Origin of the sequence: Aureimonas sp. N4, from assembly GCF_001463925.1 — a bacterium.
Classification (GTDB): domain Bacteria; phylum Pseudomonadota; class Alphaproteobacteria; order Rhizobiales; family Rhizobiaceae; genus Aureimonas; species Aureimonas ureilytica_A.
In genome coordinates this window covers 1-23,389 of record NZ_BBWS01000044.1, presented here as the reverse complement: position 1 = coordinate 23,389, position 23,389 = coordinate 1, and the positions used below count along the sequence as shown (strand labels likewise).

At 67.3% G+C, this 23,389-nt stretch carries 30 protein-coding genes; 7 read left to right on the top strand and 23 right to left on the bottom strand.

Features of this window, described 5'->3' with window-relative positions; genetic code table 11:
- Positions 1 to 85: 85 nt before the first annotated feature.
- The 4 genes from AUL28_RS13780 to dsbD are packed head-to-tail and all read right to left on the bottom strand — an operon-like array spanning position 86 to position 4,079.
- Complete coding sequence (locus AUL28_RS13780; protein WP_062233591.1) at positions 86 to 697, bottom strand: DsbA family protein; 612 nt, start codon at positions 695 to 697, stop codon at positions 86 to 88.
- Positions 694 to 1,386 carry a L,D-transpeptidase gene (locus tag AUL28_RS13775; protein ID WP_062233589.1) on the bottom strand — a complete coding sequence of 231 codons (693 nt, stop codon included), beginning with the start codon at positions 1,384 to 1,386 and terminating at the stop codon, positions 694 to 696. The genes AUL28_RS13780 and AUL28_RS13775 overlap by 4 nt, the downstream gene beginning before the upstream one ends.
- A 40-nt stretch (positions 1,387 to 1,426) precedes the next feature.
- Positions 1,427 to 2,224: a TlpA family protein disulfide reductase gene (locus AUL28_RS13770; protein ID WP_062233587.1), complete on the bottom strand. Its 798-nt coding sequence runs from the start codon at positions 2,222 to 2,224 to the stop codon at positions 1,427 to 1,429.
- A gap of 1 nt (position 2,225) precedes the next feature.
- Positions 2,226 to 4,079 (bottom strand): protein-disulfide reductase DsbD, encoded by a 1,854-nt coding sequence (gene dsbD / locus AUL28_RS13765; RefSeq protein WP_082640459.1) that lies wholly within the window; start codon positions 4,077 to 4,079, stop codon positions 2,226 to 2,228.
- A gap of 110 nt (positions 4,080 to 4,189) precedes the next feature.
- Here dsbD and AUL28_RS13760 point away from each other — a divergent pair, with 110 nt between their 5' ends.
- Both AUL28_RS13760 and AUL28_RS13755 read left to right on the top strand, forming a co-directional pair.
- Positions 4,190 to 4,855, top strand: a complete 666-nt coding sequence (locus tag AUL28_RS13760) for a response regulator transcription factor (RefSeq protein ID WP_062233751.1) — start codon at positions 4,190 to 4,192, stop codon at positions 4,853 to 4,855.
- Positions 4,852 to 6,216 (top strand): ATP-binding protein, encoded by a 1,365-nt coding sequence (locus tag AUL28_RS13755; RefSeq protein ID WP_062233585.1) that lies wholly within the window; start codon positions 4,852 to 4,854, stop codon positions 6,214 to 6,216. The genes AUL28_RS13760 and AUL28_RS13755 overlap by 4 nt, the downstream gene beginning before the upstream one ends.
- A 68-nt stretch (positions 6,217 to 6,284) precedes the next feature.
- On the opposite strand, the gene AUL28_RS22130 is transcribed toward AUL28_RS13755, so the two are convergent.
- From AUL28_RS22130 to AUL28_RS13700, 12 genes are all read right to left on the bottom strand, one after another.
- Positions 6,285 to 6,416 carry a DUF2474 family protein gene (locus AUL28_RS22130; protein WP_082640458.1) on the bottom strand — a complete coding sequence of 44 codons (132 nt, stop codon included), beginning with the start codon at positions 6,414 to 6,416 and terminating at the stop codon, positions 6,285 to 6,287.
- Positions 6,417 to 6,425: 9 nt separating this feature from the next.
- Entirely contained in the window at positions 6,426 to 7,439 is a 1,014-nt protein-coding gene (gene cydB / locus AUL28_RS13750) for a cytochrome d ubiquinol oxidase subunit II (protein ID WP_062233583.1), read from the bottom strand.
- 13 nt (positions 7,440 to 7,452) lie between these two features.
- Positions 7,453 to 8,880, bottom strand: coding sequence for a cytochrome ubiquinol oxidase subunit I (locus AUL28_RS13745; RefSeq protein ID WP_062233580.1), 1,428 nt, complete (start codon positions 8,878 to 8,880; stop codon positions 7,453 to 7,455).
- A 130-nt stretch (positions 8,881 to 9,010) separates the two neighbouring features.
- Positions 9,011 to 9,799 (bottom strand): sulfite exporter TauE/SafE family protein, encoded by a 789-nt coding sequence (locus AUL28_RS13740; protein WP_062233577.1) that lies wholly within the window; start codon positions 9,797 to 9,799, stop codon positions 9,011 to 9,013.
- Between the two features lie 62 nt (positions 9,800 to 9,861).
- On the bottom strand, positions 9,862 to 11,550 hold the full coding sequence (locus tag AUL28_RS13735) for a bifunctional protein tyrosine phosphatase family protein/NAD(P)/FAD-dependent oxidoreductase (RefSeq protein WP_062233575.1): 1,689 nt from the start codon (positions 11,548 to 11,550) through the stop codon (positions 9,862 to 9,864).
- Positions 11,551 to 11,640: 90 nt separating this feature from the next.
- Positions 11,641 to 12,075 carry an ArsR/SmtB family transcription factor gene (locus AUL28_RS22125; protein WP_082640457.1) on the bottom strand — a complete coding sequence of 145 codons (435 nt, stop codon included), beginning with the start codon at positions 12,073 to 12,075 and terminating at the stop codon, positions 11,641 to 11,643.
- A gap of 1 nt (position 12,076) precedes the next feature.
- A complete protein-coding gene (locus AUL28_RS13725; protein WP_062233572.1) occupies positions 12,077 to 12,964 on the bottom strand; it encodes an MBL fold metallo-hydrolase in 888 nt (295 codons plus the stop codon).
- The gene (locus AUL28_RS13720) at positions 12,961 to 13,614 is read right to left on the bottom strand and encodes a peroxiredoxin (protein WP_062233569.1); all 654 of its coding nucleotides are present in this window, start codon (positions 13,612 to 13,614) and stop codon (positions 12,961 to 12,963) included. The genes AUL28_RS13725 and AUL28_RS13720 overlap by 4 nt, the downstream gene beginning before the upstream one ends.
- A 140-nt stretch (positions 13,615 to 13,754) precedes the next feature.
- Positions 13,755 to 14,243: a methyltransferase family protein gene (locus tag AUL28_RS13715; RefSeq protein ID WP_062233566.1), complete on the bottom strand. Its 489-nt coding sequence runs from the start codon at positions 14,241 to 14,243 to the stop codon at positions 13,755 to 13,757.
- Between the two features lie 22 nt (positions 14,244 to 14,265).
- Entirely contained in the window at positions 14,266 to 14,718 is a 453-nt protein-coding gene (locus AUL28_RS13710; RefSeq protein ID WP_062233563.1) for a YeeE/YedE family protein, read from the bottom strand.
- A gap of 3 nt (positions 14,719 to 14,721) precedes the next feature.
- Positions 14,722 to 15,147, bottom strand: a complete 426-nt coding sequence (locus tag AUL28_RS13705; RefSeq protein WP_062233561.1) for a YeeE/YedE family protein — start codon at positions 15,145 to 15,147, stop codon at positions 14,722 to 14,724.
- A 12-nt stretch (positions 15,148 to 15,159) separates the two neighbouring features.
- The gene (locus AUL28_RS13700; protein ID WP_062233558.1) at positions 15,160 to 15,498 is read right to left on the bottom strand and encodes an ArsR/SmtB family transcription factor; all 339 of its coding nucleotides are present in this window, start codon (positions 15,496 to 15,498) and stop codon (positions 15,160 to 15,162) included.
- Between the two features lie 344 nt (positions 15,499 to 15,842).
- Here AUL28_RS13700 and AUL28_RS22120 point away from each other — a divergent pair.
- The 4 genes from AUL28_RS22120 (at position 15,843) to AUL28_RS13680 (ending at position 18,291) form a co-directional block, all read left to right on the top strand.
- Positions 15,843 to 16,600, top strand: a protein-coding gene (locus AUL28_RS22120) for an IS5 family transposase (protein ID WP_374701419.1) whose coding sequence is annotated in 2 segments (ribosomal slippage) — positions 15,843 to 16,193 and positions 16,196 to 16,600 — 756 coding nt in all. Because the reading frame shifts where the segments join, the coding sequence is not laid out codon by codon here.
- Positions 16,601 to 16,724: 124 nt separating this feature from the next.
- Positions 16,725 to 16,910 (top strand): hypothetical protein, encoded by a 186-nt coding sequence (locus AUL28_RS13690; protein ID WP_062233555.1) that lies wholly within the window; start codon positions 16,725 to 16,727, stop codon positions 16,908 to 16,910.
- Positions 16,907 to 17,800 carry a hypothetical protein gene (locus tag AUL28_RS13685; protein ID WP_062233552.1) on the top strand — a complete coding sequence of 298 codons (894 nt, stop codon included), beginning with the start codon at positions 16,907 to 16,909 and terminating at the stop codon, positions 17,798 to 17,800. Before AUL28_RS13690 ends, AUL28_RS13685 begins: the two co-directional genes overlap by 4 nt.
- On the top strand, positions 17,797 to 18,291 hold the full coding sequence (locus tag AUL28_RS13680; protein ID WP_062233549.1) for a hypothetical protein: 495 nt from the start codon (positions 17,797 to 17,799) through the stop codon (positions 18,289 to 18,291). Before AUL28_RS13685 ends, AUL28_RS13680 begins: the two co-directional genes overlap by 4 nt.
- A 42-nt stretch (positions 18,292 to 18,333) precedes the next feature.
- Here AUL28_RS13680 and AUL28_RS13675 read toward each other — a convergent pair whose 3' ends face one another.
- The 5 genes from AUL28_RS13675 to AUL28_RS13655 all read right to left on the bottom strand — a co-directional run bounded on the left by AUL28_RS13675 (position 18,334) and on the right by AUL28_RS13655 (position 20,900).
- Complete coding sequence (locus AUL28_RS13675; RefSeq protein WP_062233546.1) at positions 18,334 to 18,735, bottom strand: hypothetical protein; 402 nt, start codon at positions 18,733 to 18,735, stop codon at positions 18,334 to 18,336.
- Positions 18,736 to 18,758: 23 nt separating this feature from the next.
- Positions 18,759 to 19,064 carry a hypothetical protein gene (locus tag AUL28_RS13670; protein WP_062233544.1) on the bottom strand — a complete coding sequence of 102 codons (306 nt, stop codon included), beginning with the start codon at positions 19,062 to 19,064 and terminating at the stop codon, positions 18,759 to 18,761.
- Positions 19,057 to 19,269 (bottom strand): hypothetical protein, encoded by a 213-nt coding sequence (locus tag AUL28_RS13665; protein WP_156420007.1) that lies wholly within the window; start codon positions 19,267 to 19,269, stop codon positions 19,057 to 19,059. The genes AUL28_RS13670 and AUL28_RS13665 overlap by 8 nt, the downstream gene beginning before the upstream one ends.
- The gene (locus AUL28_RS13660) at positions 19,269 to 20,171 is read right to left on the bottom strand and encodes a metallophosphoesterase (RefSeq protein ID WP_062233539.1); all 903 of its coding nucleotides are present in this window, start codon (positions 20,169 to 20,171) and stop codon (positions 19,269 to 19,271) included. Before AUL28_RS13660 ends, AUL28_RS13665 begins: the two co-directional genes overlap by 1 nt.
- A 219-nt stretch (positions 20,172 to 20,390) precedes the next feature.
- The gene (locus AUL28_RS13655) at positions 20,391 to 20,900 is read right to left on the bottom strand and encodes a metallophosphoesterase (RefSeq protein ID WP_062233536.1); all 510 of its coding nucleotides are present in this window, start codon (positions 20,898 to 20,900) and stop codon (positions 20,391 to 20,393) included.
- Between the two features lie 17 nt (positions 20,901 to 20,917).
- Between AUL28_RS13655 and AUL28_RS22700 the strand changes: the two genes are divergently transcribed.
- Complete coding sequence (locus AUL28_RS22700) at positions 20,918 to 21,076, top strand: hypothetical protein (protein ID WP_156420006.1); 159 nt, start codon at positions 20,918 to 20,920, stop codon at positions 21,074 to 21,076.
- 29 nt (positions 21,077 to 21,105) lie between these two features.
- Here AUL28_RS22700 and AUL28_RS13650 read toward each other — a convergent pair whose 3' ends face one another.
- A complete protein-coding gene (locus tag AUL28_RS13650; RefSeq protein ID WP_062233532.1) occupies positions 21,106 to 22,875 on the bottom strand; it encodes an AAA family ATPase in 1,770 nt (589 codons plus the stop codon).
- Between the two features lie 168 nt (positions 22,876 to 23,043).
- Positions 23,044 to 23,389 (bottom strand): hypothetical protein (locus AUL28_RS23020; protein WP_192843461.1); only part of this gene is annotated, 346 nt, incomplete at its 5' end.

Sequence of the window (23,389 nt, the reverse complement as noted above, 5' to 3'; positions counted from 1 at the left end):
GCGACGCCGAGCAGGACCGCGGCCCCCGCGATGAGCGTCCGGCGGTCGAGAGTCGCCTGCGCCGCGCCCGTCCCGTTGCGGCCCGTCACCGGCGCCGTGCCCCGGCGACCGCCCGCTTCATGTCGGCGACATCCATCACGCCAGGGAAGAGCGTGGTGCCGACGATGTAGGCGGGCGTGCCCATGAGGTTGAAGTTCTCGGCCTGCACGCCGTTGCGCTCGATCAGGGCGTCGACGCGGGCCCTGTCCTTCCCGTAGGCGGCGTTCATGGCCTGCGGGTCGAGGCCCGCCTTCCGGAGCGTGGCGTCGATCTGCTCCGCCGTCAGGCGTCCGGGCGTCGCCATCAGCGCGTCCCGCGCCTTCGTGGAGTCCTTGCCCGCCCCCAGCACCAGGCGCGAGGCGTAGAGCGACGGCGGCCCGAAGATCGGCCAGTCCTTCATCACGTGCCGGATCCGTCCGTCCTCCCGGACGAGGCGCGCGACGTCGGGATGCGCCTTCTTGCAGTAGGGGCACTGGTAGTCGAAGAACTCGACGATCGTGACGTCGCCCTTCGGGTTTCCGAGGGCGGGCGCATCGGGATCGAAGAGGACGGCCTCCTTGGACATCGGGTCGGGCGCGGCGATCGCCCAGCGGGGGAGCGCGAGGGCCAGGCCGAGGCCAAGGCCAAGGCGAGCGAGGTCGCGGCGGTTCGGGTTCATGAAGTGGCTCCGGTGGCGGGCGCGCCTAGGACCACCACGCGAGTCTTCGGCGGCACGCGGTTGTTGAGGTCGATGACGTCCTGGTTCAGCATCCGGATGCAGCCGGACGAGACCGCCTTGCCGATCGACCACGCTTGGTTGGTCCCGTGGATGCGGAACAGCGTGTCCTGCCCGTCCTTGAACAGGTAGAGGGCACGTGCGCCGAGCGGATTCTGGATGCCTCCGTCCATGCCGTTGCGCAGCTCACCCCCGTACTTCTCGGGCTCGCGGCGGATCATGTCCGGCGTCGGGGTCCAGTGCGGCCACGCCGCCTTTCTCTGAATGATCCCCTCGCCGGTGAACTCGAGACCGGCCTTGCCCACCCCGACGCCGTAGCGCATCGCCCTGCCGCCCGGCATCACGAGGTAGAGGAACCGCGCACGCGGATCGACGACGACGGTCCCGACGGGCTCGTCGGTGCGGAAGTCCACGACCTGGCGCACATTGCGGGGGGCCATCTTCTTGAGGTCGGCGGCGGGGATGGTCCAGCCCCCGTCCTCGAGCGCGCCGTACATGCGGGCCGCATCCGCGTCGACCGCCGGTTCGGGCGCGTAGGCGACCGGCTTGGGGCCGCCCGCCGTCGTGCAGGCAGCCGCCGAGAGCCCGGCGGCGACAAGGGCAAGCGCCCTGAGGGAAGAGGCGAGATTCATGCGATACTCCGTACAGGGGGAAGGTCGGAAGGAACGGACGTTACGAGCCGGCGTCGTGGATCTTGGCGTCGAGGGTGGGGCGGTCGATCTCGCCGAAGTGCATGGTCCGCACGGTGCCCTCGGCGTCGAGGAAGAGCGTCGCGGGGTAACCCTGCACCGAGTAGTGCCGGGAAATCTCGAAGCCTTGGTCGAGAAGGAGTGCGGGCAGGTCGAGGCCGGACTGCGCGAGGTAGCGGATGATCGCGTCCGGTCCCTCGCCCTGGTTGGCGAAGACGAAGTTGACGTCGGACCGCTCGCCGGCGGCCTTCGCCAGCATCGGCATCTCGCGAGGGCAGGGCGGGCACCAGGTAGCCCACAGGTTGACTACCGTCGGCTTGCCGCGGAAGTCGTCGAGCCGTACCGCCTCGCCCTTCAGGATCGGGTATGCGGTGCGCGGGGCCGCGATGGCCTCGGTCGCCGTCGCGAGCTGCCAGCTCACCGTCCAGACGAGGACAACGGCCGACAGGGTGCCGAACGACCAGAGCCGCATCCGCCGGCCCCGCATGGCGTAAGCCGTGTAGGCCGCGACGGCCGCGAGCCCGACGGACAGCATCAGCCCGCCATCGGCTATGCGCAGGACCGCGACCGGGTCGTCGACGAAGCCGATCGGACGGGCCGCCATATGCCCGAGCCGTGCCGCAACGATGCCGATCGAGACGATGCTCATCGCCCACGTGCCGAGGCGGTCGTCGACGCGCAGCGACAGGATCATGCCCGCGACCAGCAGGAAGACAAGGGCAAGGAACAGCGCGAGGCGGTCGCCGGCGAAGGTGAACGGTCCGAGGGCCAGCGTCGCCATCTTAGCCGCCCGTCCCGAGCCGAGCCGAACGCAGGAACGTCTCGGCGTCGACCTCCCCGACAAGCCGCGAACCCCCGACCTCCCGCGCGTCGCGGTCGACGAACAGCATGGTCGGCGGCCCGACGACGCCGAGCTCGCGCATCAGCGCACGGCCGCCCGGTTCGTCCCGCGTCAGGTCCACCTTCAGGAGGCGGTAGCCGTTGAGACGCATTCGGACGGCCGGATTGGAGAACACCTCCCGCTCGATCACGTCGCAGGACACGCACCAGTCGGCCGTGAAGTAGAGGAGGGTCGGTCGCTTTGAGGATGCGATCGTGGACGACAGGTCCTGTGGGTCCGGGACGGTCTGGAAGCTGGCCGCTAGACCCTTCAGCGCATCCTGCCCGGCGTTGCCGAGGGCCAAGGGGCGCAGGGGCGACATCCCGCCGGACGAGGCACCGACCGCGAGGATTGCGCCGTAGAGTATGGCGAGGAGCCCGGTGGCCTTGGCGACCCGTTGGGCTGCCCCCGAGGCGGCCGTGAGGTGATCGAACGCGCCGAGGAACACGCCCGCTCCGATCAGGAGCGCGGACCAGAGGACGAGCGTGGCGGGGTGCGGCACGACGCGCGACAGCATCCAGACCGCCATGGCGAGGAAGGCGAAACCGTAGGCACGGGTCACGCCCGCCATCCACGGACCCGCCTTCGGAAGCACGCCCGCACCCAGCGTCCCGAACGCGACGAGTGGCACGCCCTGGCCGAGGCCGAGGGCGAACAGCGCCGCCGCACCGAGCGCGACGTCGCCCGACTGCGCGATGTAGATCAGCCCGCCCGCGAGCGGGGCGGTCACGCAAGGACCGACGATCAGCGCCGAGGTGAAGCCGAGCGCCGCGCTCGACGGCAGGCTCCCGCCAGCTCGACCGACGCTTCCCGCTACCGCATTGATCCAGGCGCCCGGCAAGCGCAGCTCGAACAGGCCAAACATGGACAGAGCAAGGCCGACGAAGACGGCGGACACGGCGACGACCGCCGCAGGTGACTGGAGGGCAAGCTGGAGGTTCTGTCCCGACCATGCCGCCACGATGCCGAGCAGTCCGAAGGCTGCGGCCATCGATAGGACGTAGACCAGGGAGAGCAAGAACCCTCGGGCAGGCGACACCGACCCGCCTCCACGCGAAAACTGCCCGGCGAGGATCGGGTACATCGGGAAGACGCAAGGGGTGAAGGCAAGCCCGAGGCCGAGGACGAAGAACGATGCGATCACCCACGGGGCACCGCCCTCGCCAAGAAGCGAGGCGACGAGCCCACCGGCCGACGTGTCGATCTGGATGCCCGACGCAGGCGAAGGGGGCGTCCCGACGTCATCGGGCAGGTTGCTGACGGTCGTCTCTATAGGTTCGGTCCCAGCTTTCCAGTTGCCCGTCGCAAGCGGTGAGGTCGAGGCTCCGGCATCCGGCCGGAGACCGACGGCGGGATCGAACGTCTTCGACACCGGACGGTAGCAGATGCCGCCTTCCTGGCAGCCCTGGTAGGAGACGGTGACTTCGGAAGGAGGGTTCGACGGCAGCGTCAGGCCGGCGAACACGGACCGATGGTAGACCTCGGTCGATCCGAAGTTCGGATCGTCCTTGTGATCGCCCGCCGGAAGCTCGAGCGACAACGCGGTTCCGGTCGGGGTTTTGACGGCGATCTTGTCCCGGTAGAGATAGTATCCGTCCGCGATCTCGAACGAGGCCGTCGTACGGAACCCTGCCGTTCCCGGCTGGACCGTCAGCTTGAACGCCTGGTCGACCGGCAGCGGCTCGGCGATCTGTGCCCCGGCGGGAACGACGACGAAGAGTGCCGCTACGAAGGGCAGGAGGCGGTGGAGCGGCATGGCGTCCCTCGGATGCGTTCGTTGCACCCCGGGTCGACCCGGCAGCTTAAGGCAGGCTTAAGGTGCCGCGCCCAGGTCGGGACGGAAGGAACCGAATGAAAGGCGCGTCCATGCGCATCCTCATCGTGGAGGACGACGACATCCTCGGGAGCGGTCTCAAGGTGGGCCTGGAAATGAACGGCTTTACCGCCGACCTCACGACGCGTTGCGACGAGGCAGAGGCGGCGCTGCGGGGCGGCGGGATCGACGCCGTCGTCCTCGACGTCATGCTGCCAGACGGCTCGGGGAGGGATCTGCTGCTACGCCTGCGTGCGAGAGGCGACTCGACGCCCGTCCTGTTCCTGACGGCGCTCGATTCCGTTGCCGACCGGATCGCGGGGCTCGACGCTGGCGCGGACGACCACCTTGGAAAGCCCTTCGACCTCGATGAGGTGTCGGCGCGGCTGCGCGCCCTCCTGCGGCGTGCCGTGCAGCGGCCGACGGCCTGCCTGACGTGGAACGGGGTGACGCTCGACCCGGCGGCGCTGACGGCACGCAACGCGGGGGGCGAAGTGCACCTGTCGCGCCGGGAGTTCCGAGTGCTCCACGCTTTGATGGAACGGCCCCGCTCGATCGTCTCGAAAGCACAGATCGAGGAGAAGCTCTACGGCTTCCAAGAGGGCGTCGAAAGCAACGCGGTCGAGGTCCACGTCCACAACCTGCGGGCCAAGCTCGGCAGCCGTTCCATCGAGACCGTGCGCGGCGTCGGATACCGGATGGCGGAGCCTGCGCGATGACCGGATCCCTGAAGGGACGCCTCTTCGTCATCCTCGTGCTCAGCACGGGACTCGTTTGGGCCTTCGCGACGGCCTGGATCTACCTCAGCACGCGGGCGGAGGTGGAGCGCGTCCTCGACGCGCGCCTGACCGAGGCGGCGCGCATGGTGTCGTCGCTCGTTGATAGCCAGGAGATCGACGTGACCGTGGCCTCGCTCGACGCGAGCACCATCCCGCCACGCCGGCACAGCGACTACGAACGGCAGATATCCTGCCAGATCTGGTCCCTGTCGGGTTCGCTCCTCGGACGGTCCGACGGTGCGCCGGAGACGCGCATGTCGGACGCGTCGGAAGGCTTCTCCGAGCGGGACATCGACGGTCGTGCCTGGCGCGTCTACGCGGTCCGCAACGAGGCGGCAGGGGTTCAGGTGCTGGTGGGCGACAACCTTGACATCCGCGCTCGTCTGGTGCGGGACGTCGTTAAGGGGCTGCTCCTGCCCATGCTTCTCGTCGTGCCTGCCCTTGGGGGACTCCTCTGGATCGGCGTCGGGCGCGGCATGCGTCCTCTCGACCGGCTGGCGGACGGGCTGGCGCGTCGCGCGGCGGACGACCTCCATCCCATCGCCTCGGAGGGCGCAGCCTCGGAGATACGCCCCGTCGTCACCGCCCTCAACGGCCTCTTCAGCCGTGTTCACGAGACGCGCGAGCGCGAGCGTCACTTCCTCGCCTACGCCGCCCACGAAATCCGCACCCCGCTCGCCGGACTGAAGACGCAGGCGGAGATCTCCCTGCGCACGGACCGGGAGGACGTCCGCCGGACGGCGCTAACGCAGATCGTGACGGCGGTGGAGCGGACCTCGCGCCTCGTCCGCCAGCTTCTCGACACGGCTGGTGCCGAGGCTGGCGTCGGCGAGCGGGCCGGGACGCAGGTGGACCTCGGCCAGATCGTGCGGGAGGTTTCGGACGAGCAGGCGGGCCGGGCGTCCGTCCGGGGCATCGGCATCACCCTGATGCCCCCCAAGGGAGCCGCCGATCCCGCCGTCGACGAGACCCTGGCGGTGCTGGCCGTTCGCAACCTCATCGAGAACGCCATCAACCATTCGCCGGACGGCGGCATGGTGACGGTGCGCTGGGACGCTTCTCGCCTCGAGGTCGTGGACGCTGGGGACGGCATGAAGGAGGAAGAGATCGGGCGGGCGGCCGAGCGCTTCTTCCGCGGGACGAACCGGACCGCGGTGGGAAGCGGGCTCGGCCTGACCATCGTGGAACTCTGCGCCCGGCGCATGGGCGCCGAACTCGTCCTCGCGAACCTTCCCCCTAGCGGGTTCTCGGCGATGTTGCGGTTCGGCGGCCGAAATCCGGAGGCTGCCCTTAAACCCTGAGAGTGCCTTGAGGTGGCGGGATTTAGGCCAGCGCTTCAGCGCCCCCATCCGGTCCATCGCCCAACGGCTCAGGGCACAAGAACCCAGCGGATGGCGAGTGCCACGACGGCAAGCGTGGCGACGCTGCCGACCCACAGGCCGACGAACCAGGCGAGCTGGCGCATGCGCGGTGGCAGGCGCTCGAAGGCGATGCGGGACATGATCCACCTTCAGTGGTGATGGGTGTGGTAGCCCTCGCCCTCAACGACCTTTCCCCGGAAGACCCAATAGGAATAGGCCGTGTAGGCGAGGATCGTCGGGATCAGGACGGCGGCTCCGACGAGGAGGAAGACGAGGCTGGAGTCCGGTGCCGCGGCCTGCCAGATCGTGAGCTCGGGCGGCAGGATATTCGGGTAGAACGAGATTCCGATGCCGATGAAGGACAGGACGAAGATCGCCAGTGCAGACAGAAACGGGCGGTAGTTCGAGACGTGGTCGCGAAGCGCCCTAAACAGGCTAAAGGCCGCTAGGGCGACGAGGAGCGGGATCGGCGCGACGAAGAGGATCTGCGGGACGGCGAACCAGCGCGAGAAGAAGGTCGGCTGGAGGAAGGGCATCCAGGCTGACACGAGCCCAACGGCGACGAGCGTACCGATCGCTAGGCCTATGGCGTAGCGGGCGGCCAGGCGGTTGAGCGGGCCGTCGGTCTTCATGACGATCCATGTCGCGCCGAGGAGCGCGTATCCGATCACGACCGCGACGCCCGTCGCGGCCGAGAACGGCGTCAGCCAGTCAAAGTTGCCGCCGGCATAGGCCCGGTCCGCGACCTCGATGCCCTGCACGATCGTGCCGAGCGAGACCCCTTGCGCGAAAGCCGCGACCACGGAGCCGACGAAGAAGGACAGATCCCAGACGCCGCGCCAGCGCACGGTCTTCCACCGGAACTCGAAGGCGACGCCTCGGAATATCAGGGCGAGCAGCATGGCGATGATCGGTGCGTAGAGGGCAGGCATGACGATCGCATAGGCGAGCGGGAACACGGCGAAGAGGCCGCCGCCGCCCAGCACCAGCCAGGTCTCGTTGCCGTCCCAGAAGGGGGCGATCGTGTTCATGGCCGTGTCACGGTTCTCGTGTCGCTTCAGGAACGGGAACAGGATGCCGATGCCGAGATCGAAGCCGTCGAGCACGACGTAGGCGAGGACGGCGAAGGCTAAAATGAAGGCCCAGATCAGGGGAAGGTCCATCGGTCGCCTCCTGTCAGATGCGGGCCCCGGAGACGGGGCCCTCCTGCGTGTCCATGGCCGGGCCCGGCGTGATGCCGGCGGTGCGGATCGGCTCGCGCGGATCCGGTCCCGTCTCGAAGACGCTGGGGCCGCGTCCCATCAGGCGCATGATGTAGTAGGTGCCGGCCCCGAAGACGGCGAAGTAGACGAGGACGAAGGCGACGAGCGAGGTGCCGACGGCCGCGGCTTCGATCGGCGAATGGCTCTCGGCCGTGCGCAGGAGGCCGTAGACCGTGTAGGGCTGCCGCCCGACCTCGGTGGTGAACCAGCCGCAGATCACCGCGACGAGCCCGGAAGGCCCCATGGCGACCATGGCGCGCTGGAGCCAGGGCGCGTCGTAGATCGTGCCCTTCCATCGGCGCCAGAGGCCCCAGAGGCCGATGCCGAGCATGGCGAAGCCGATGCCGACCATGATGCGGAAGGTGAAGAAGACGATCCAGACGTTGGGCCAGTCCTCCCTCGGGAACTGGTCGAGGCCGCGCACCTCTCCGTTCAGCGAGTGGGTCAGGATCAGCGAGCCGACGTTCGGGATGCCGATCTCGGCGCGCATGCGGCCTTCATCCATGTCCGGCAGGCCGAACAGGGTGAGGGGCATTCCGCCCTCGCGGTTCGTCTCGAAGTGCCCCTCCATGGCCGCGACCTTCATCGGCTGGTGCTCCAGCGTATTCAGCCCGTGGGCGTCCCCGGCGAAGATCTGAATCGGCGCGACGATCGTTGCCATCCAGAGGGCCATGGAGAACATCTTGCGGGCCGGGCCGTTGTGGCGGTTGCGCAGGAGATGGAAGGCGCCAACGGCGCCGACGATGAAGGCTGTCGTCAGGTAGGCCGCGAGCACGGTATGCCCGAGGCGATAAGGAAAGGACGGGTTGAAGACGATCGCCCACCAGTCCTCCGGGACGAACTGGCCGTTGGCGGCGACGGAGTAGCCGACCGGCGTCTGCATCCAGGAGTTCACCGACAGGATCCAGAAGGCCGAGCCCAGTGTGCCGACGGCGACCATGAGCGTTGCGAAGAAGTGCAGCCCCTTGCCGACGCGGTTTAGGCCGAACAGCATGACGCCGAGGAAGCCGGCCTCGAGGAAGAACGCCGACAGCACCTCGTAGCCCATCATCGGGCCGAGGATCGGTCCCGTCCGGTCGGAGAAGACGCTCCAGTTCGTGCCGAACTGGTAGCTCATGACGATGCCCGACACGACGCCCATGGCGAAGGACAGGGCGAAGATCTTCAGCCAGTACTGGAAGAGGGTGAGGTAGACCTGCCGCCCCGTTGCCAGCCACATCCCGTTGCAGACCGCCAGGAACGACGCGAGCCCGATCGAGAAGGCGGGGAAGATGAAGTGGAACGCGACCGTGAAGGCGAACTGGATCCGCGCGAGGAGGATGGGATCGAAGGTATCGAACATGAGGGGTGTCCCTTCGTCATGCGAAGACGCTCGGCGAGGCGTCGGCGGGATGTCGATGCGTCGGTTCCAGAAGTGCCGCCGTCATGAAACAGGATTCCATGTCGCTGGACCATTGGACGAAGCGTCCACGTCAGCCAATGAGACTTCCCGCGCTTCGGACCAGCATATAGACCGCGACGCAGCAGACGAGGCCCGCGAAGGCCACGTTGAGAACGCCCTTGCGGGTGGCCATGCGCTTGGCAAACAGGACGCCGACCAGGCCGCCCGCGATGCCCCCGGCGACGAAGACGAAGGCGAGGGGCCAGTCCACGAGGCCGGACAGGGCATAATTGACCGATGTTGTCAGGCCGAAGGCCGTGACGGCAACGAGCGACGAGCCGATGGCGTTGAGGATCGGCATGCCCGTCGAGGCTATGAGGCCGGGGACGATTAAGAAGCCGCCCCCGATCCCGAAGAACCCGGAGAAGATGCCCGTGGCGGCGCCGAAGCCCAAGACCTTGGGCGCCTTCTCCCGGTTGCACTCCGCGCCCGGCATCCCGACGTTGCCGCGCCCGCGGAACATCAGCACGGCCACGACCAGCATCAGGAGCGCGAAGAGAAACAGAAGCTTCTCGCCGTCGATCGCCTTGCCGATGGTCGAGCCGAGCGCGGCCCCCGCGATGCCGGCGACGCTGTAGAGCGCCGCGCAGCGCCACTTCACCGTGCCTTGCCTCGCATGGCTGGCAAGACCCGTTGCGGCGTTGGCGGCCACCGCGAACGCGCTGGTGCCGATTGCCATATGAGCGCTCGGCACGCCGACGAGGTAGACCATCAACGGAACGGCGAGGATCGACCCGCCGCCGCCGAACAGGCCGAGGGTGAAGCCGACGAGCGAGCCCGAGAAGGCACCGAGGCCATATTGCAGCGGTTCGAGGACCATCGGGGCCTCCAGTGTTCGGTAAAACGGGGAGCCAAACGGGCTCCCCAACGATGGCGGCCGCGTCAGGCCGCCGTCTTCAGCGGGGCATGGGCGGGCTTGGCCATGGGCTCGCGCCCCTTCAGCATGCCGCGCCAGTAGACCTGCGGGAGCAGGCGCTCCTTCAGAAGCCATGCCGCCTTCGAGGGCTTCAGGTCGTCGATGAACCATTTGGGGAAGCTCGGGACCCGCTTGCCGCCATAGGCGAACTCGGCGAGCACGACCTTGCCGCGTTCGACCGTCAACGGGCAGGACCCATAGCCGTCGTAGATCGCCACCGTCTTGACGTTCAGGCGTCCGAGGTCGCGCAGGAGGTTCTCGGCGACGACAGGGGCCTGCTTGCGGGCGGCAGCCATCGTCTTGGCATTGGTCGTGCAGGTCGCGTCGCCCAGCGCGTAGATGTTGGGGAAGCGAACATGACGCAGCGTCGACGGATCGATCTCGATCCAGCCTGCCTCATTGGCGAGCGGCGAGTTCCGGACGAAGCCTGGAGCGCGTTGCGGCGGCACGACGTGGAGCATGTCGAACTCGCGCTCCACCGTCTCGACCTGCCCGTCCTTGTCCTTCCGCTCGAACCAAGCCTTCTTCGCCGGCCCGTCCACCTTCACGAGGTTGTGGCCGAACGACAGGTCGATGCCGTAGGTTTCGACGTATTCCATCAGGGGCGGCACGTAGTCCGCGACGCCGAAGAGGACGGGACCCGCGTTCAGGAACTCCACCTTCATGGCGTTTAGCCAGCCTTCCGAGCGCCAGTGGTCGCAGGACAGGTACATGGCCTTCTGCGGCGCGCCGGCACACTTGATCGGCATCGGCGGCTGCGAGAACAAGGCCTTTCCGCCCTTCAGTTCCTGGACCAGTTTCCACGTGTAGGGAGCGAGGTCGTAGCGGTAGTTCGAGGTGACGCCGTTCCGGCCGAGCGTCTCCTCCAGACCCTCGATCGCCGACCAGTTCAGCTCGATGCCGGGCGCGGCGACCAGCTTCCGGTAAACGACCCTTCGGCCGTCCGACAGGACGACCGTGTCCGTCTCCGGCTCGAAGGCGGAAACGGACGCCTTGATCCAGGTGACGTCCTTGGGGATGAGGGACGCCATGTCACGCCGGGTCTCTTCCGGGGTGAAGACGCCTGCGCCGACAAGCGTCCAGCCGGGTTGATAGTAGTGCACGTCGGCCGGGTCGATGACGGCGATGTCGAGACCGGGAACGCGCGCCAGCATGCTGGCGGCCGCGGCGAGGCCGCCCGTTCCGGCGCCGACGATCACGATGTCATGGCGCATCTCCCCGTCCATCCTTGCTGGCGAAGCGGATGCCGGACGCGCGGCAAGAGACTTCGTCACGTCGTAGCCCGCCTGCCCGATGCGGGCGACGATCTCCTCCCGCTGCATCCGCCCGTCCTGTGCGAGCGCCCAGAGGGTCGCCGTGCGCGTGCCGGAACGGCAGTAGCCGAGAATGGGCTTCGGGAGCGCTTTCATAGCTTCGCGGAAGGCGCCCACGTCCGCCTGCGTCTGTTCTCCGGGACGGATCGGCACGTGGCGCGCCTCCATGCCCTCGGCACGGGCGGCCGCCTCGATCTCCGCGAAGCTCGGCTGTCCCGCCTCCTCGCCGTCCGGTCGGTCGACGATCACCGAGCGGAAGCCCTGTTCTCTCAACTTCGGCAGGTCGGCAACGGCGATTTGCGGAGAGACCGACAGGGCCTCGTCGAGCGTCTTGATGGTCATCTCGTGATCCTCCCAAGTGTTCCGTTCGTTCGATTCCGCCCGTCGCGGTTGCCGGCACGTGCGGCATGGCGCCGTCGCGTCGTTGCCCGATCAGGCCCCGGCGGCATCGTCCGTGCGTGGCGGCAGGCTGGCACCGACCCTGGCGAAGACCGCGGCACCGATGCTCGCCCTCGCGGTGGGGGGCGCGCCCGTATCCTGCCCAGCGCCCGTCGCCGATCGCCCTGGCGCGGGGCCGAAGAGGAGGTCGCAAAGATCGACCACCTTCTTGGCCCGATCGTCGGTCAGACGATACCGGACGGACTTCGCCTCCCGCCGAGCCTCGACGATTCCGCCCGCACGCAGGTCGGCGAGTTGCTGCGACAGGGACGGCTGGCGAAGTCCGAGCTCCGTTTCCATCTCCGCCACCGTCATCTCGCCCTCGCGCAGGCGGGCGACGATGGCCATGCGGCCTGGATTGCCGAGCCGCTTCAGGAACTCGGCGGCCCGTGCGGCGTCGTCCGGGCGGCGACCGAGCGGCGGCGACATCTCAGGCCGCCTCGTCCCACGGGGCCCCGCCCAGCGTATCCAGCGGAATCTTCAGGTAGCGCCGGCCGTTGTCCTCGGGCTCGGGCAGTCGCCCGCCGCTCATGTTGATCTGGAGCGAATGCAGGATGAGCTTGGGCATCGGCAACGTCCGGTCGCGGGCGTCGCGGATCGCGACGAACTCCGCTTCGGTCGATGCCTTCGATAGATGGATATTGGAGCGCTTCTGCTCGGCCACCGTCGATTCCCACATCGGCTCGCGACCGTCAGGCTGGTAGTCGTGGCCGACGAAGACGCGGGTGTCGTCGGGAAGCGCGAGGATCCCCTGGATCGAGTTCCAAAGGCGAGAGGCGCTGCCGCCGGGGAAGTCGGCACGCGCTGTTCCGCTGTCGGGCATGAACAGCGTGTCGTGCACGAAGGCCGCGTCGCCGATCACGTAGGTGATGGAGGCGAGCGTATGGCCCGGCGAGAAGAGGACATGCGCGTCGATCTCGCCGACGCGGAAGCGCTCGCCTTCTGCGAACAGCTTGTCCCACTGCGATCCATCTGTCGGGAAGGACGGCCAGTTGTAGTAGCCCTTCCAGAGCTTCTGAACCTCGATCACCTTTTCGCCGATCGCCGTCGGCGCGCCAGTGCGCTCCTTCAGGTAGCGAGCCGCAGAGAAATGGTCGGCGTGCGGGTGGGTGTCGAGGATCCACTCCACCTTGAGCCCCTCGGCCTCGATATAGTCCAGGATGGCATCGGCGCTGACCGTTCCGGTCGCGCCGGACTTCTCGTCGAAGTCGAGAACCGGGTCGATGATCGCGCATAGCTGGGTAACGGGGCAGGCGGCGACATACTGTATGGAGAAGGTCCGGGGATCGAAGAAACCCTTGACGATGGGAACGCTCATTCCGCAGCCTCCAGCTTGCGCGTTTGATAGAACCACTCCGCCACGTCACGACCGTCGCCGGTCTCGAACGCGGCCATCTCGATGACGTCCTCACCCGGCTGCCAGTTCTCCGGCGTCGACACGCCCTCGGCGTCGTGGACCTGGAGCGCGACCACCGTGCGCAGGATCTCCGCGACGTTCCGGCCCGTGGACATCGGATACCAGCAGGACATGCGGATGATGCCCTGCGGGTCGATGACGAAGCAGCCGCGCACCGTCGCGCTGTCGGCCGCGCCCGGATGGATCATGCCGTAGGCCGACGCGATGGCCATGGACGGGTCCTCGACGACCGGAAAGGGGACGGCGAGGCCGAAGCGCCGTTCGATCGTGCGCACCCAGGCGACGTGCGAGAACAGGCTGTCGACGGACAGGCCGAGGAGGTCGCAGCCGATCCGCTCGAAGTCCGGCGCTATCCGCGCGAAGGCGACGAACTCCGATGTGCAGACCGGGGTGAAGTCCGCAGGATGCGAGAAGAGGACGAGCCACCGCCCGCGATGGTCGGACAGGCGACGAACGCCGTGCGTGGTTCGGCATTCGAAGTCCGGCGCGATGTCGCCGATCATCGGCATGCGGCCGACCGTCTTCGAAGGGGATGCTGTGTTGTCGCTCATCGTTCGTCCGTTGTGTGTCGGAGACGAATGAACTCTTCCCCGATCTGCGGGGCAATCGGTCACTTGCACGAAATGCGAAATAACCGACGAAATTGAACTATCAGTCTACATTTTTGTAAAAAGATGGGCGACCGTCGGGGTCAGCCGGTTCGGCGTCTGCTGAGCCAGCGACCGGTGCGCAAGCGGTAAGCCGTGAATGCCTCTGGGAACCGAGCGCTGAGGTGGGCCTCCTCGTGCCGGATGGCGAGGTGTAGGGTCGCAAGCGCGCAGGCGACACCCGACAAAGCGAACCAGCCGTTCCCGGTCACCCCAACCAGGCCAAGAACGACCAGGACATTACCGAAATAGATCGGGTTGCGGCTCCAGCCGAAGATCCCCTGCGTGAGGAGGCGGTCGGCGGACCGATGCGGCAGGATGTTGGTACGAGCCTTGCGCATCGCGAGAACCGCTGCGACGTCGAAACCGATCCCTGTAAGGCAGGTGGCCGCGCCGAGCGTGCGGGAGATCCAGCCCGGTTCGAAGGCGAGGATCGGTAGGAAGCGCCCGAACACCATACCGCCGCCGATACTCGCGAGAAGGATCACCGGCGGCCAGGGAATGCGATTTGGTGGATGGGCTCCAGGGTTCATCGGCGACCTCTTCGGCCCTGCGTCAGGCATCTGCCGGCCGCTCCGGCGCGCCGACGTTCGTTCGGTTGGGCGGGACGAGGCGGAACAGGAGCATCCCGACGACCATGGCCGCGACGAAGACGATCGCAAGTGTCGGGGCCAGTCCGATCGCGGCGAGCGCCGGCCCCGGACACAGGCCGACGAGCCCCCAGCCGAGGCCGAAGATCGCGGCACCGGACAGAAGCCGGGCGTCGATGTCGTGGCGCGTCGGAATCTCGAAGCGCGGGGCGGCCAGTGGTCGTCCCATGCGCCGGGCAAGCGCAAAGGCGGGCGCCGAGACGAGGATCGCGCCGCCCATCACGAAAGCGAGGCTCGGGTCCCAGGTCCCGAACACGTCGAGGAAGCCGAGGACCTTCTCCGGGACGACCATCTGCGAGACGACGAGCCCGACGCCGAAGACGAGGCCGGACAGGAGGGCGAGGAGGATGCGGGCCATGGATCAGGCTCCGAGGACGTGGCGGACGATGAAGACGGTAACTGCGGCGCTCGCCATGAAGGCGAGCGTGGCGGCGATCGAGCGGCCCGACCCGCGTCCGATGCCGCAGACGCCGTGACCACTGGTGCAGCCCGAGCCGAGGCGGGTGCCGAAGCCGACAAGGATCCCGGCGAGCGCGACGACGGGAAGCGTCGCCTCGACGCGCACGGCCGGCAGCGCGTAGCCGGCAAGCGCCATCACGGGGACGGCGGCCAGCAGCCCGACGAGGAAGGCGAGCCGCCACGAGGTCTCTGACCCTCCGGGCTTGAGCGCTCCGTCGAGGATGCCGCTGATCCCGGCGATGCGCCCGTTCGCCAGAAGCAGGATCGCGGCAGAGAGCCCGATCAGGAGGCCGCCTCCGAGGGCGGATAGGGGAGTGAACTGGTCCATGGTCGCAGCGCCTCAGGCGGTGAACGTGTGCGAGGGGGGCGCGGCGGTGGCCCCGTCTTTCGGCGGGCAGAACAGACCCTGGAGCGCCCCGAACAACGCCTCGATCCGGGGATCGGCGATGCGGTACCAGAGCGTCTGGCTCTCGCGCCGGTAGGCGACGATGCCCTGCTCGCGCAGGACGGTGAGATGCTGGGAGAGCGCCGACTGCGAGAGGCCGACAGCGTCTGCCAGCGTGCCCACGTTCGCTTCGCCCATGTCGAGGAGCTTGCACAGAAGCATCAGGCGCCGCTCGTTGGCGACCGCCTTCAGGATCGCAGCGACCTCGCTCGCATTGGCTTCAAACGCCCGCATGCCGTGCACTTTCTTCCCCTCTAATTGTATTAGAGATATCTAATCTATAGATCTCTAATGTTCAAGGATGCAAGGGGCAGTGGGTTGCAAGTTCGTCTTCCATTACCCGAACGCGAAGCTCGAAGCTCGAAGCTCGAAGCTCGAAGCTCGAAGCTCGAAGCTCGAAGATCGAAGATCGACACGATCACCGCTCATTGCGGGATCCTGAGTCTTGAGGAAGCTTCCGGACTGTGCCGTCCTATAGGGCCGAGCCTCGATCAATGTGACTAGGTAGGGGACCCAACCAACATATTGCCCGAATTGGCAGATTCCATCCGGGATTGGGTCTTTGTATGGAGGCGATCATGCGCGATCTGTTCTGGCTGTCGGACGAAGCATGGGCGGTGTTGGAGCCGCACCTGCCGAAAAACCAGCCCGGTAAGCCACGGGTCGATGACCGGCGGGTGATTTCGGGCATCCTCCATATCTTGAAGACCGGCGGTCGCTGGCGGGATGTGCCGCCAGAGTACGGACCGGCCAAGACGATCTATAACCGCTACACTCGCTGGGCTCGGCGTGGAGTCTGGCAGCGGATCTTCGGCAAGGTCGCAGCCGCAGGTGCTGTCCCTGACGAGCTTTGCCTCGACAGCACCCATGTCAAAGCACACCGCTCGGCATCGGGCGGAAAAGGGGGGAGTTTGCCCAAGCGGTCGGCATCTCGCGCGGCGGCCGAACGACGAAAATCCATTGTTTGGCCGATGCTTGCGGCCGGATCGTTGCCCTTACCCTAACGCCCGGCAACATCGCAGACATCACCATGGCGCTCCCGCTTCTGGAGGCGATGAGACCGACCGAGCGGCTGATTGCGGACAAAGCCTACGACGCCGACAGGCTGCGAAACTGGCTCATCGACCGACAGATCGAGCCAGTCATTCCAGGACGGGCTGCCCGTGACGTGGTCTATCCGCTGAACAGAAGGGCCTATCGCCGCCGCAACGTCATCGAGCGCATGTTCGGCAGGCTCAAGAACTGGAAGCGCATCGCAACCCGGTACGACCGCCTCGCCATCAACTATCTGGCCGCCATAGCCCTGATCGCAACGGTCACGCAATGGCTTGGGTGAGTCCCCTACCTAGGCACCTCCGTCCGTCGCCGGCCCGCATCGTCGAGAGGCGTCGCACGGAAGAGGCGCGCCGCCGGATCACTGCCGAGGACGTCGATCAGAGTCACCGGCCCGAAGGCAGGGCATGACGCGCAGGATGATGACGAAGCTCGACCGCTACGCCGTGAAGCTCCAGGCGCGGATCCGCGAGCTGGAGGAAGAGAACGCCTGGCTCCGCTCGATGTCGAGCAGCGGATTCGCCCGCGAGGTGATCAAGGCGCCGCCCCGTACCGAATGGACCCCGAAAACCGAGCAGAAGGACCTGCTGTGACCGACACCATCACCACCGAGATCGCCGCCACCAACCGCTGGACCCCGCCCCGGGACGGCGTCCTCCGCGACCTGTTCGTCTTCGACGTCGCCGTTGCAGAGCTGCCGGACGACCGCTGGACGATCGAGGTCGTCCTCGTCGACGGCAGGCCCCAGGACCACAACGTGTTCCCGACCCGCGCCGCCGCGATTCGGGCGTCCGTGGCCCGGTTGATGAGGGAGGCCCGGACGCAGCATAGGACGCCCCGCGATCTGTACGACACGAACCCGGCCGTCGGGATGAACGCGAAGCAGCTGCGCGTCTACGTCGGCTGGCTGCGCAGTGTCGCGGCGGCGGAGGCATCCCGGACGCAGGCCGCCATCGAGAGATACTCTCGCGGCATCGCGAAGGCGGAGGTCTGGATCGTTGGCGAAGAGACCGAAGCCGGGGTATTCGGCATGGAACCGTCCGATCCCGCGTACCTCCGTCGGTGCGCGGCGGCGCAGCGGAAGATCGCCGAGTTCGAGGCGAAGCTCGCCGAGATCAGGAATTCCGTCGAGACCGCGCCGATCGCCCCTCTGAAGCGCATCTTCCTCGGCGCCCCCGCTGCCCCCACGGCCACGATCGCCGTCGCCCCGAACGGCGACGGCCGCTGGTCGCAGACATCCGCCGTCCACCTTGGCGTTCACAGCTACGACGACCCCGCTCTCGACGTCGTCCCGACCTACGCGACCGAAAATGCAGCTTGGGAAGCCGCGATCCGGCGAGTCCACGCTTTTCTGTCCGGCATCAAGAAGACCTCTGGCAAGACGCTGGAACACGCGCATGGCTGGATCGACGGCGTCGCGAGAATGCGGGGTATCGATCTGCGGGAAGGACCGGAGCCGGACCTTTTCGGAGCGGCGGCGTGACCCGCACCGTGGCTGATCATCAGGATGAGATATCCCGCGATCTGCGCGGCCGCACGCACGTAGTCCGGGTTGCGCACGGGGATACGTCGGAGGTCGTGCTCGGTCTCACGAGTGTTTTCGTAACGATCGAACCACAAGCCTACGAAGATAGCCTCGTCGTGTTTCCGGACCGGGTCGTTACGTACGGCGAAGGACGTCGCAACCGGTATCTGCCGATCGGCGTCCGATCCCGCATCCTGCCCTCGGGCCATGTCCTCCATGCCGTGGACTGTCTCAAGAAGAGAGGTGGCCGTGGTTACGAACTGCGACTTCTCTACGCTTTGAAGTGTCTCAAGGATGGGGAGTGGATAATCTCGCCGACGGAGCGAGGCGCCTTCCTCAGATTTTCGCGCTACGTTCCGGCCGACGAGGAAAATACTTCGATATTGTCTCCGATATCTTCGGAAGAAGAGTGTCTCGATGACCTCGCTCTCGATGGAGCGTTCGACTGATCAATCAGGCAATACCGTGCCTGATCTGCGCTCGTACGTTCACTATTCGTCGCCGAACGCCGAGTAGAACGCTTTCGGGCTGACGCCCGGGCACGCCTCCCACGTCGACGACCACGACACGCGCCCGGGCTCGAGATCGAAAATCCCGAACGCCTTCCCCTTCACCGTTCCGACCGCGATCCCATCCACTCGGCCGGCCGGTCCCATCGCCGCGCTGCCGATCTTCGCCGTCGCCGTGAACGCGCACTTCGGCACGGCGTCCAACAAGCGAGGGTCGGTCGCGGTCCAGCGTACGGTCCAGCCGCCGCGGCGGGGCTCGATGTCCAAGTCACAGACCAGATCGCCGCATTCGGCGGCGTAGCGGCCGGTGTAGGGGTCGGGCGCGCCGGCCGTGGCGATCGGCGTGCTCAGGACGAGCAAAAGGGTGGCGAGAAGGACTCGCATGCGGGATCTCCTGGTGGGGTTGTTCAGGTGTTGCGGGCTGCCGCCTCGAGCGCCGCGATGTAGGCCGGCGCCAGACCGTGGTTCTCGAGCGCGAAATCTACGAGTTCGTCGTCCGACATCGTGGCCGCCAGAAGCAGATCGCGGCGATTCTGCTCCCGGCGGACGTCTTCGCGTACCGTCCGCCAGTCGATGCCCTCGGCCTCCGCAAGGCCCTCGATCGCCGTCTCGTCGACGAGGGTGCAGCCGAGACGGCGGGCGTGGCGGAGGACGTTCGAAGCGGACTCGTCGGCGAGCCAGAGGCGCAAGACTTCGCGGTCGAGTTCAGTCATCGGTCGGCTCCCTGAGAATGGCGTCGCGGGCCTCGTTCCAGAGCTCGACGGGGATCTGCTCGGGCCACGCGACGGGCTGCGGACGCATGCGATGATGGACGAGCGCGACGTCGACGAATGAGACGCCGTGGCGGGCGGCGATCTGCGTGAACGGCATGATCGAGGCGAGATCGGCCTCGACGAGGCGGCGGGTTCCGTCGTCCATCAGCTCGGCGTCCGTCCGAACGGCCATTGGAAATCGCCGGGGCGATCGATGGCGACGTCGATGTTCGCGCCGGTCGCGAGCGGGCGCATGTCATCGGTGTCGATGATCAGTGCGGGATCGAACGACGCGTTCTCGATCTCGGCGGGGCGATGACGGCCGGCGGCGGCGCGGACGTAGCCTCGCGGATTCGCGATGATGCGGGTGGCGCCGAGCATGTAGTCTCGGCGTTCGTGAATGTGCCCGTGAATCCAGAAATCGGGCTGGTAGCCACGGATCAGAGGCTCAAGGTTCGAAGCGTAGCTGGCGTCGAGGGGCTCCGTGCAGCGGCCGCCGAGGAGCGAACGCCCGGACGGGGCATGGTGCGTCATGACGATCGTCGTGCCGTCGAACGGTGTCGCGAGGCGCTGCTCGATGAACGCCCGGTAGCGAGCATGCTCCTCGGCGAGCATCCAGCTCTTGAGGCGGCGCGTGTAGCCGCGGGTGCGGATCATGCGCATGTCGGTCATGTAACGCATGCCTTCCGCGTGCGCGGTGTAAGCGTCGCTGTAGATTTCGTAGTCCGTCCAGAGCGTCCCGCCCAAGATGCGGCAGCCCTGGATGATCAGCTCGTCGCCGTCGAGGAGGTGGATGCCTTCCTCGGCGCCCAGCCGATCGCGAAAGCGGGAGATCTCGGTGTCGAGGGACGAGCGCCAGAAATCGTGGTTGCCGGCGATGAGGACGATGGGCAGGCCGGTGCGGTCGCGTTGGCGGAGGAGCCAGCGGAGGCCGCGGCGGGAGAGGCGGCCGGAGATGTCGCCGGCGATGAGGATCGCGTCGGCGGCGAGATCGGTGGGGATGTCGTAGCTGGCGCCGGACCCGCTGCTGTAATCTTCGTGGATGTCGGAGATCGGATGGAATCGCATTCCTTCTGCTTTCCTCGCGGCGTCCTGCGGTGCGGCAGGGGCCGCGGCGGGTACGGGTCCGTTATCGCATGGCGGTGGTAGACAGGCGATGGACGGAATAGGTCCAATTCTAGCTGTTTCTCTATATTTTTGGCATGTTCGGCTTCCCGGCGCCGTCGGACGCGCTACTCGAGGACGGCGAGGAGATGCGCGGCCGCCGGACCCCAGTCGGTGACCGGGTCATTCATTCTGGGCGTCTCCGATGCGCGTCAGGATCTCGGGCAGCGTGACTGGACGGTAGCCCCAGGCGTCCACCCCGACGTCGCACGAACGACCGACGCCGGCGCGGCGCCCGTGGACGTGCCCGAAGAGGTGGACGCTGCCGCGCCAATAGGCAGGCCACTCGAGATGGGGGAAATGCGATAGGAACAGACGCTGCCCTCCGTCCGCGATCTCCGCCGATTCCTGTACCGACGCCCAGCCGTCCAGCTCCCGCGTGCGTGGCGAGTCATGGTTTCCGCGAACCAGATGCTTCGTCCCATGCAGCCGATCCAGGATCTCGCCGGGATGGCGGGGGCTGCGGTACGCGAAATCGCCGAGGTGCCACACGACGTCGGCTGGACGGACGGCGGCGTTCCATGCCGCGATCATCGCCTCGTCCATCTCGTCGACGGAAGCGAAGGGGCGACGGCAGAGCTCAATGATGCGGGCGTGACCGAAGTGGTGGTCTGCGGTGAACCAGGTCGTCATGAGGCACCTCCATTCCAGTGGCGGGCGACGACGAGCTGCATAGCGGCGAGGCCAAGGATGCGGCGTTCGTCCGCGGTCAGGACGGACCATACGGCGACGGCTTGATGAACGAGCTCGACGTCGGGGACGCCTTCCTCGTCTTCAATGGCGCGGAGGCGGGCGGCGACGTCGCGTGAGAATGTGAGCACCATGCGATACGCCTCCATCACTGCATCGTCCGCGAGGCTTCGCGGTGATCGATAGCGGCCTCCACCGCGACGCGCAGCTTGCGCAGTGACCCGCCGCCCCATGCCGCACCGACGACCTCGACCTCGTCCGGCGCCAGCGTCTGGTAGAACCCCGTCGGCGTCCCGCGTTCGTGCAAAACGTCGAGCGTCACGCCGTCGACGAGCGCGTCGAGGTGCTCCAGGGTCGCGTCCGGCATCGTGATGATGCGGAAGCGGTCGCGGAGCGGGTCCGACAGCGCCGACAGGTCGTTCGCCGTCGCAAGGAAATTCACGGCCGACAGATCGACGGACAGCTCCAGCGCGGTCTCGAAATACGACTCCGCCGAATGGCGCTCGAGCATGGGCAGCAATGCGTGGACCAAGCTGCCGTTGGCCGCCGAGACTCCGGTCTTCTCGAGCTCGTCGAGGATCACAGCCGGATTCGCCCGTCCGGACGAACGGATCAGCTGCAGTGGTGTGGACGCTCGGCGGGTATGCCATTGCGCCGGTGTTCCTCCGAACGACCCGTCGGAGACCGACGCGCACGGGAAGACGACGCTCGGCAGCCCGAGGCGGCGGGCGACGGAGCCGAGCAGCGAGGTCTTGCCGCAGCCGGGCTTGCCGACTAGCAGGATCGGACGCATGCGGACGGGCTCGCCGTCGCGGACGTCGGCGAGGATGCGGTGGACCACATTCGCGGCGTGCGGCCACATCTCGACGAGACCAGCGGCGATCTTCGCGACCCCGTTCGCGACGACGAGGGGCGTACCGACGTTCGCGAGGGCCGAAAAGCCCTTCGCGAACGAGCGCTGGTCGCCGGTCCCGACGTCGGGCAGCGGGCCGAGGACACGAAGCTTCGGACGGCCGAGAAGCTCGCCGATCGTCTTCGTCCCCAGGGCCTCGGCGGCGCGGCGGACGTCGTCGTCGATGACGTTCCCGGACTCGTCGAGGCCCGTCTGCCCCTCGGCGGCGAGGCGCTGGGCGCGGGCGAGACGGACTTCGACGTCGTGCAGCAGGGGCTGGTCGGCCGGCGTTTCGGAAGGAGGCTCCGGTTCCGCAGACATCTCGGTGGTGGCTGGGTTGGCGAGCGCGAAAAGTTCGCTGCGCTGCAGCTTGCCGCGGGTGAACAGACGGACCTGCTGGTGGTGCTCGCGCATCCAATCGACGACCTCTACCGCAACCGCGAGGCGGCGCAGGATCAGATGGCCGTCGGCGGAGATGTCCGACTGCCGTCCGGCCTTCCACTGCGACGCGTGGCCGAGGCTGTCCACCGACAGCTCCAGTCCGCAGCGGTACGCGACGCGGCGATGATCGGTGTCGCGGTATGGTGCGAACAACTCGCGGCGCAGGCGCGGGACGCCGAAGATGGCGCCGTACCATGCCGCCCGTGCCCAGACGGCATGCAGCCCGCGCTCGTCGAAGTCCTCGACGTCGATCGCCTTGACGGCGTCGACGATGCGGATCGAACCATCGGCGCAGGGCCAGGTATGAAAATCGCGCAGGTCGTCGCGGAGGCTCTCCGGCAGACCGGAGATCTGACGGCTGCGGGCGACGAAGACCTCGATGTCGGCGGCGAGGTCGTCGCGGAACGGAGGGTGGCCGTCGAGCAGCTGCGCGATGGTCGGGAAGATCTTGCCGGCGCGGATGGCGTCGGAAAGGGCGTCGAAGGCCTTGGCCTCGCGCATGTACGCGGAAGCGGTGCGGGCGACGGAATCCTCGGTGGCGCGCCAGTCGTCCGCTTCGTCGACGGATATATCGTTGAACATCATTGGGGATGGCCTCTGCCATCTACGCTTCCCGTGGCGGCCCGTGCCGGCGTGGGAGAGCTCTCGAAATCGTCCGCGGATGCGGGGTCGATCCCGATGACGGTATTCTAGCGCAATCCTTCGGAGAATGGGTTAACGGCCGGTGTAATTCTTTAGAGAACCCGCGTTTCCTTACTCTCGGACCGGTTCGGGCTTCGGCGGCGGCGCGTCTGAGAGGCGTTTCGTATACTCTCTTATATGTAGCCGCAGAAGATTTTCCGGCACGCCGTCTGCCTTGAAGTTCGCGACGACGGCATCAAGCTCGGCGTCGAGTTCGGCGATCAGCGGTTTCAGGCGCTGGAGTTCGGAGACGACGCGAGGGGGGAAAGTCGAATCTCCGCTGATCCAGCGCTCGGCATTCCGTTTCGAGACCCCGAGCCATGTCACCAGGCGGTCGGGTGCGAGGCTGCTGAGGACGTCGTTCACCAGGACCAGGATGTCGTCGAGGGGGAGGATGTTCTCGCGGCGGGGGCGGGGG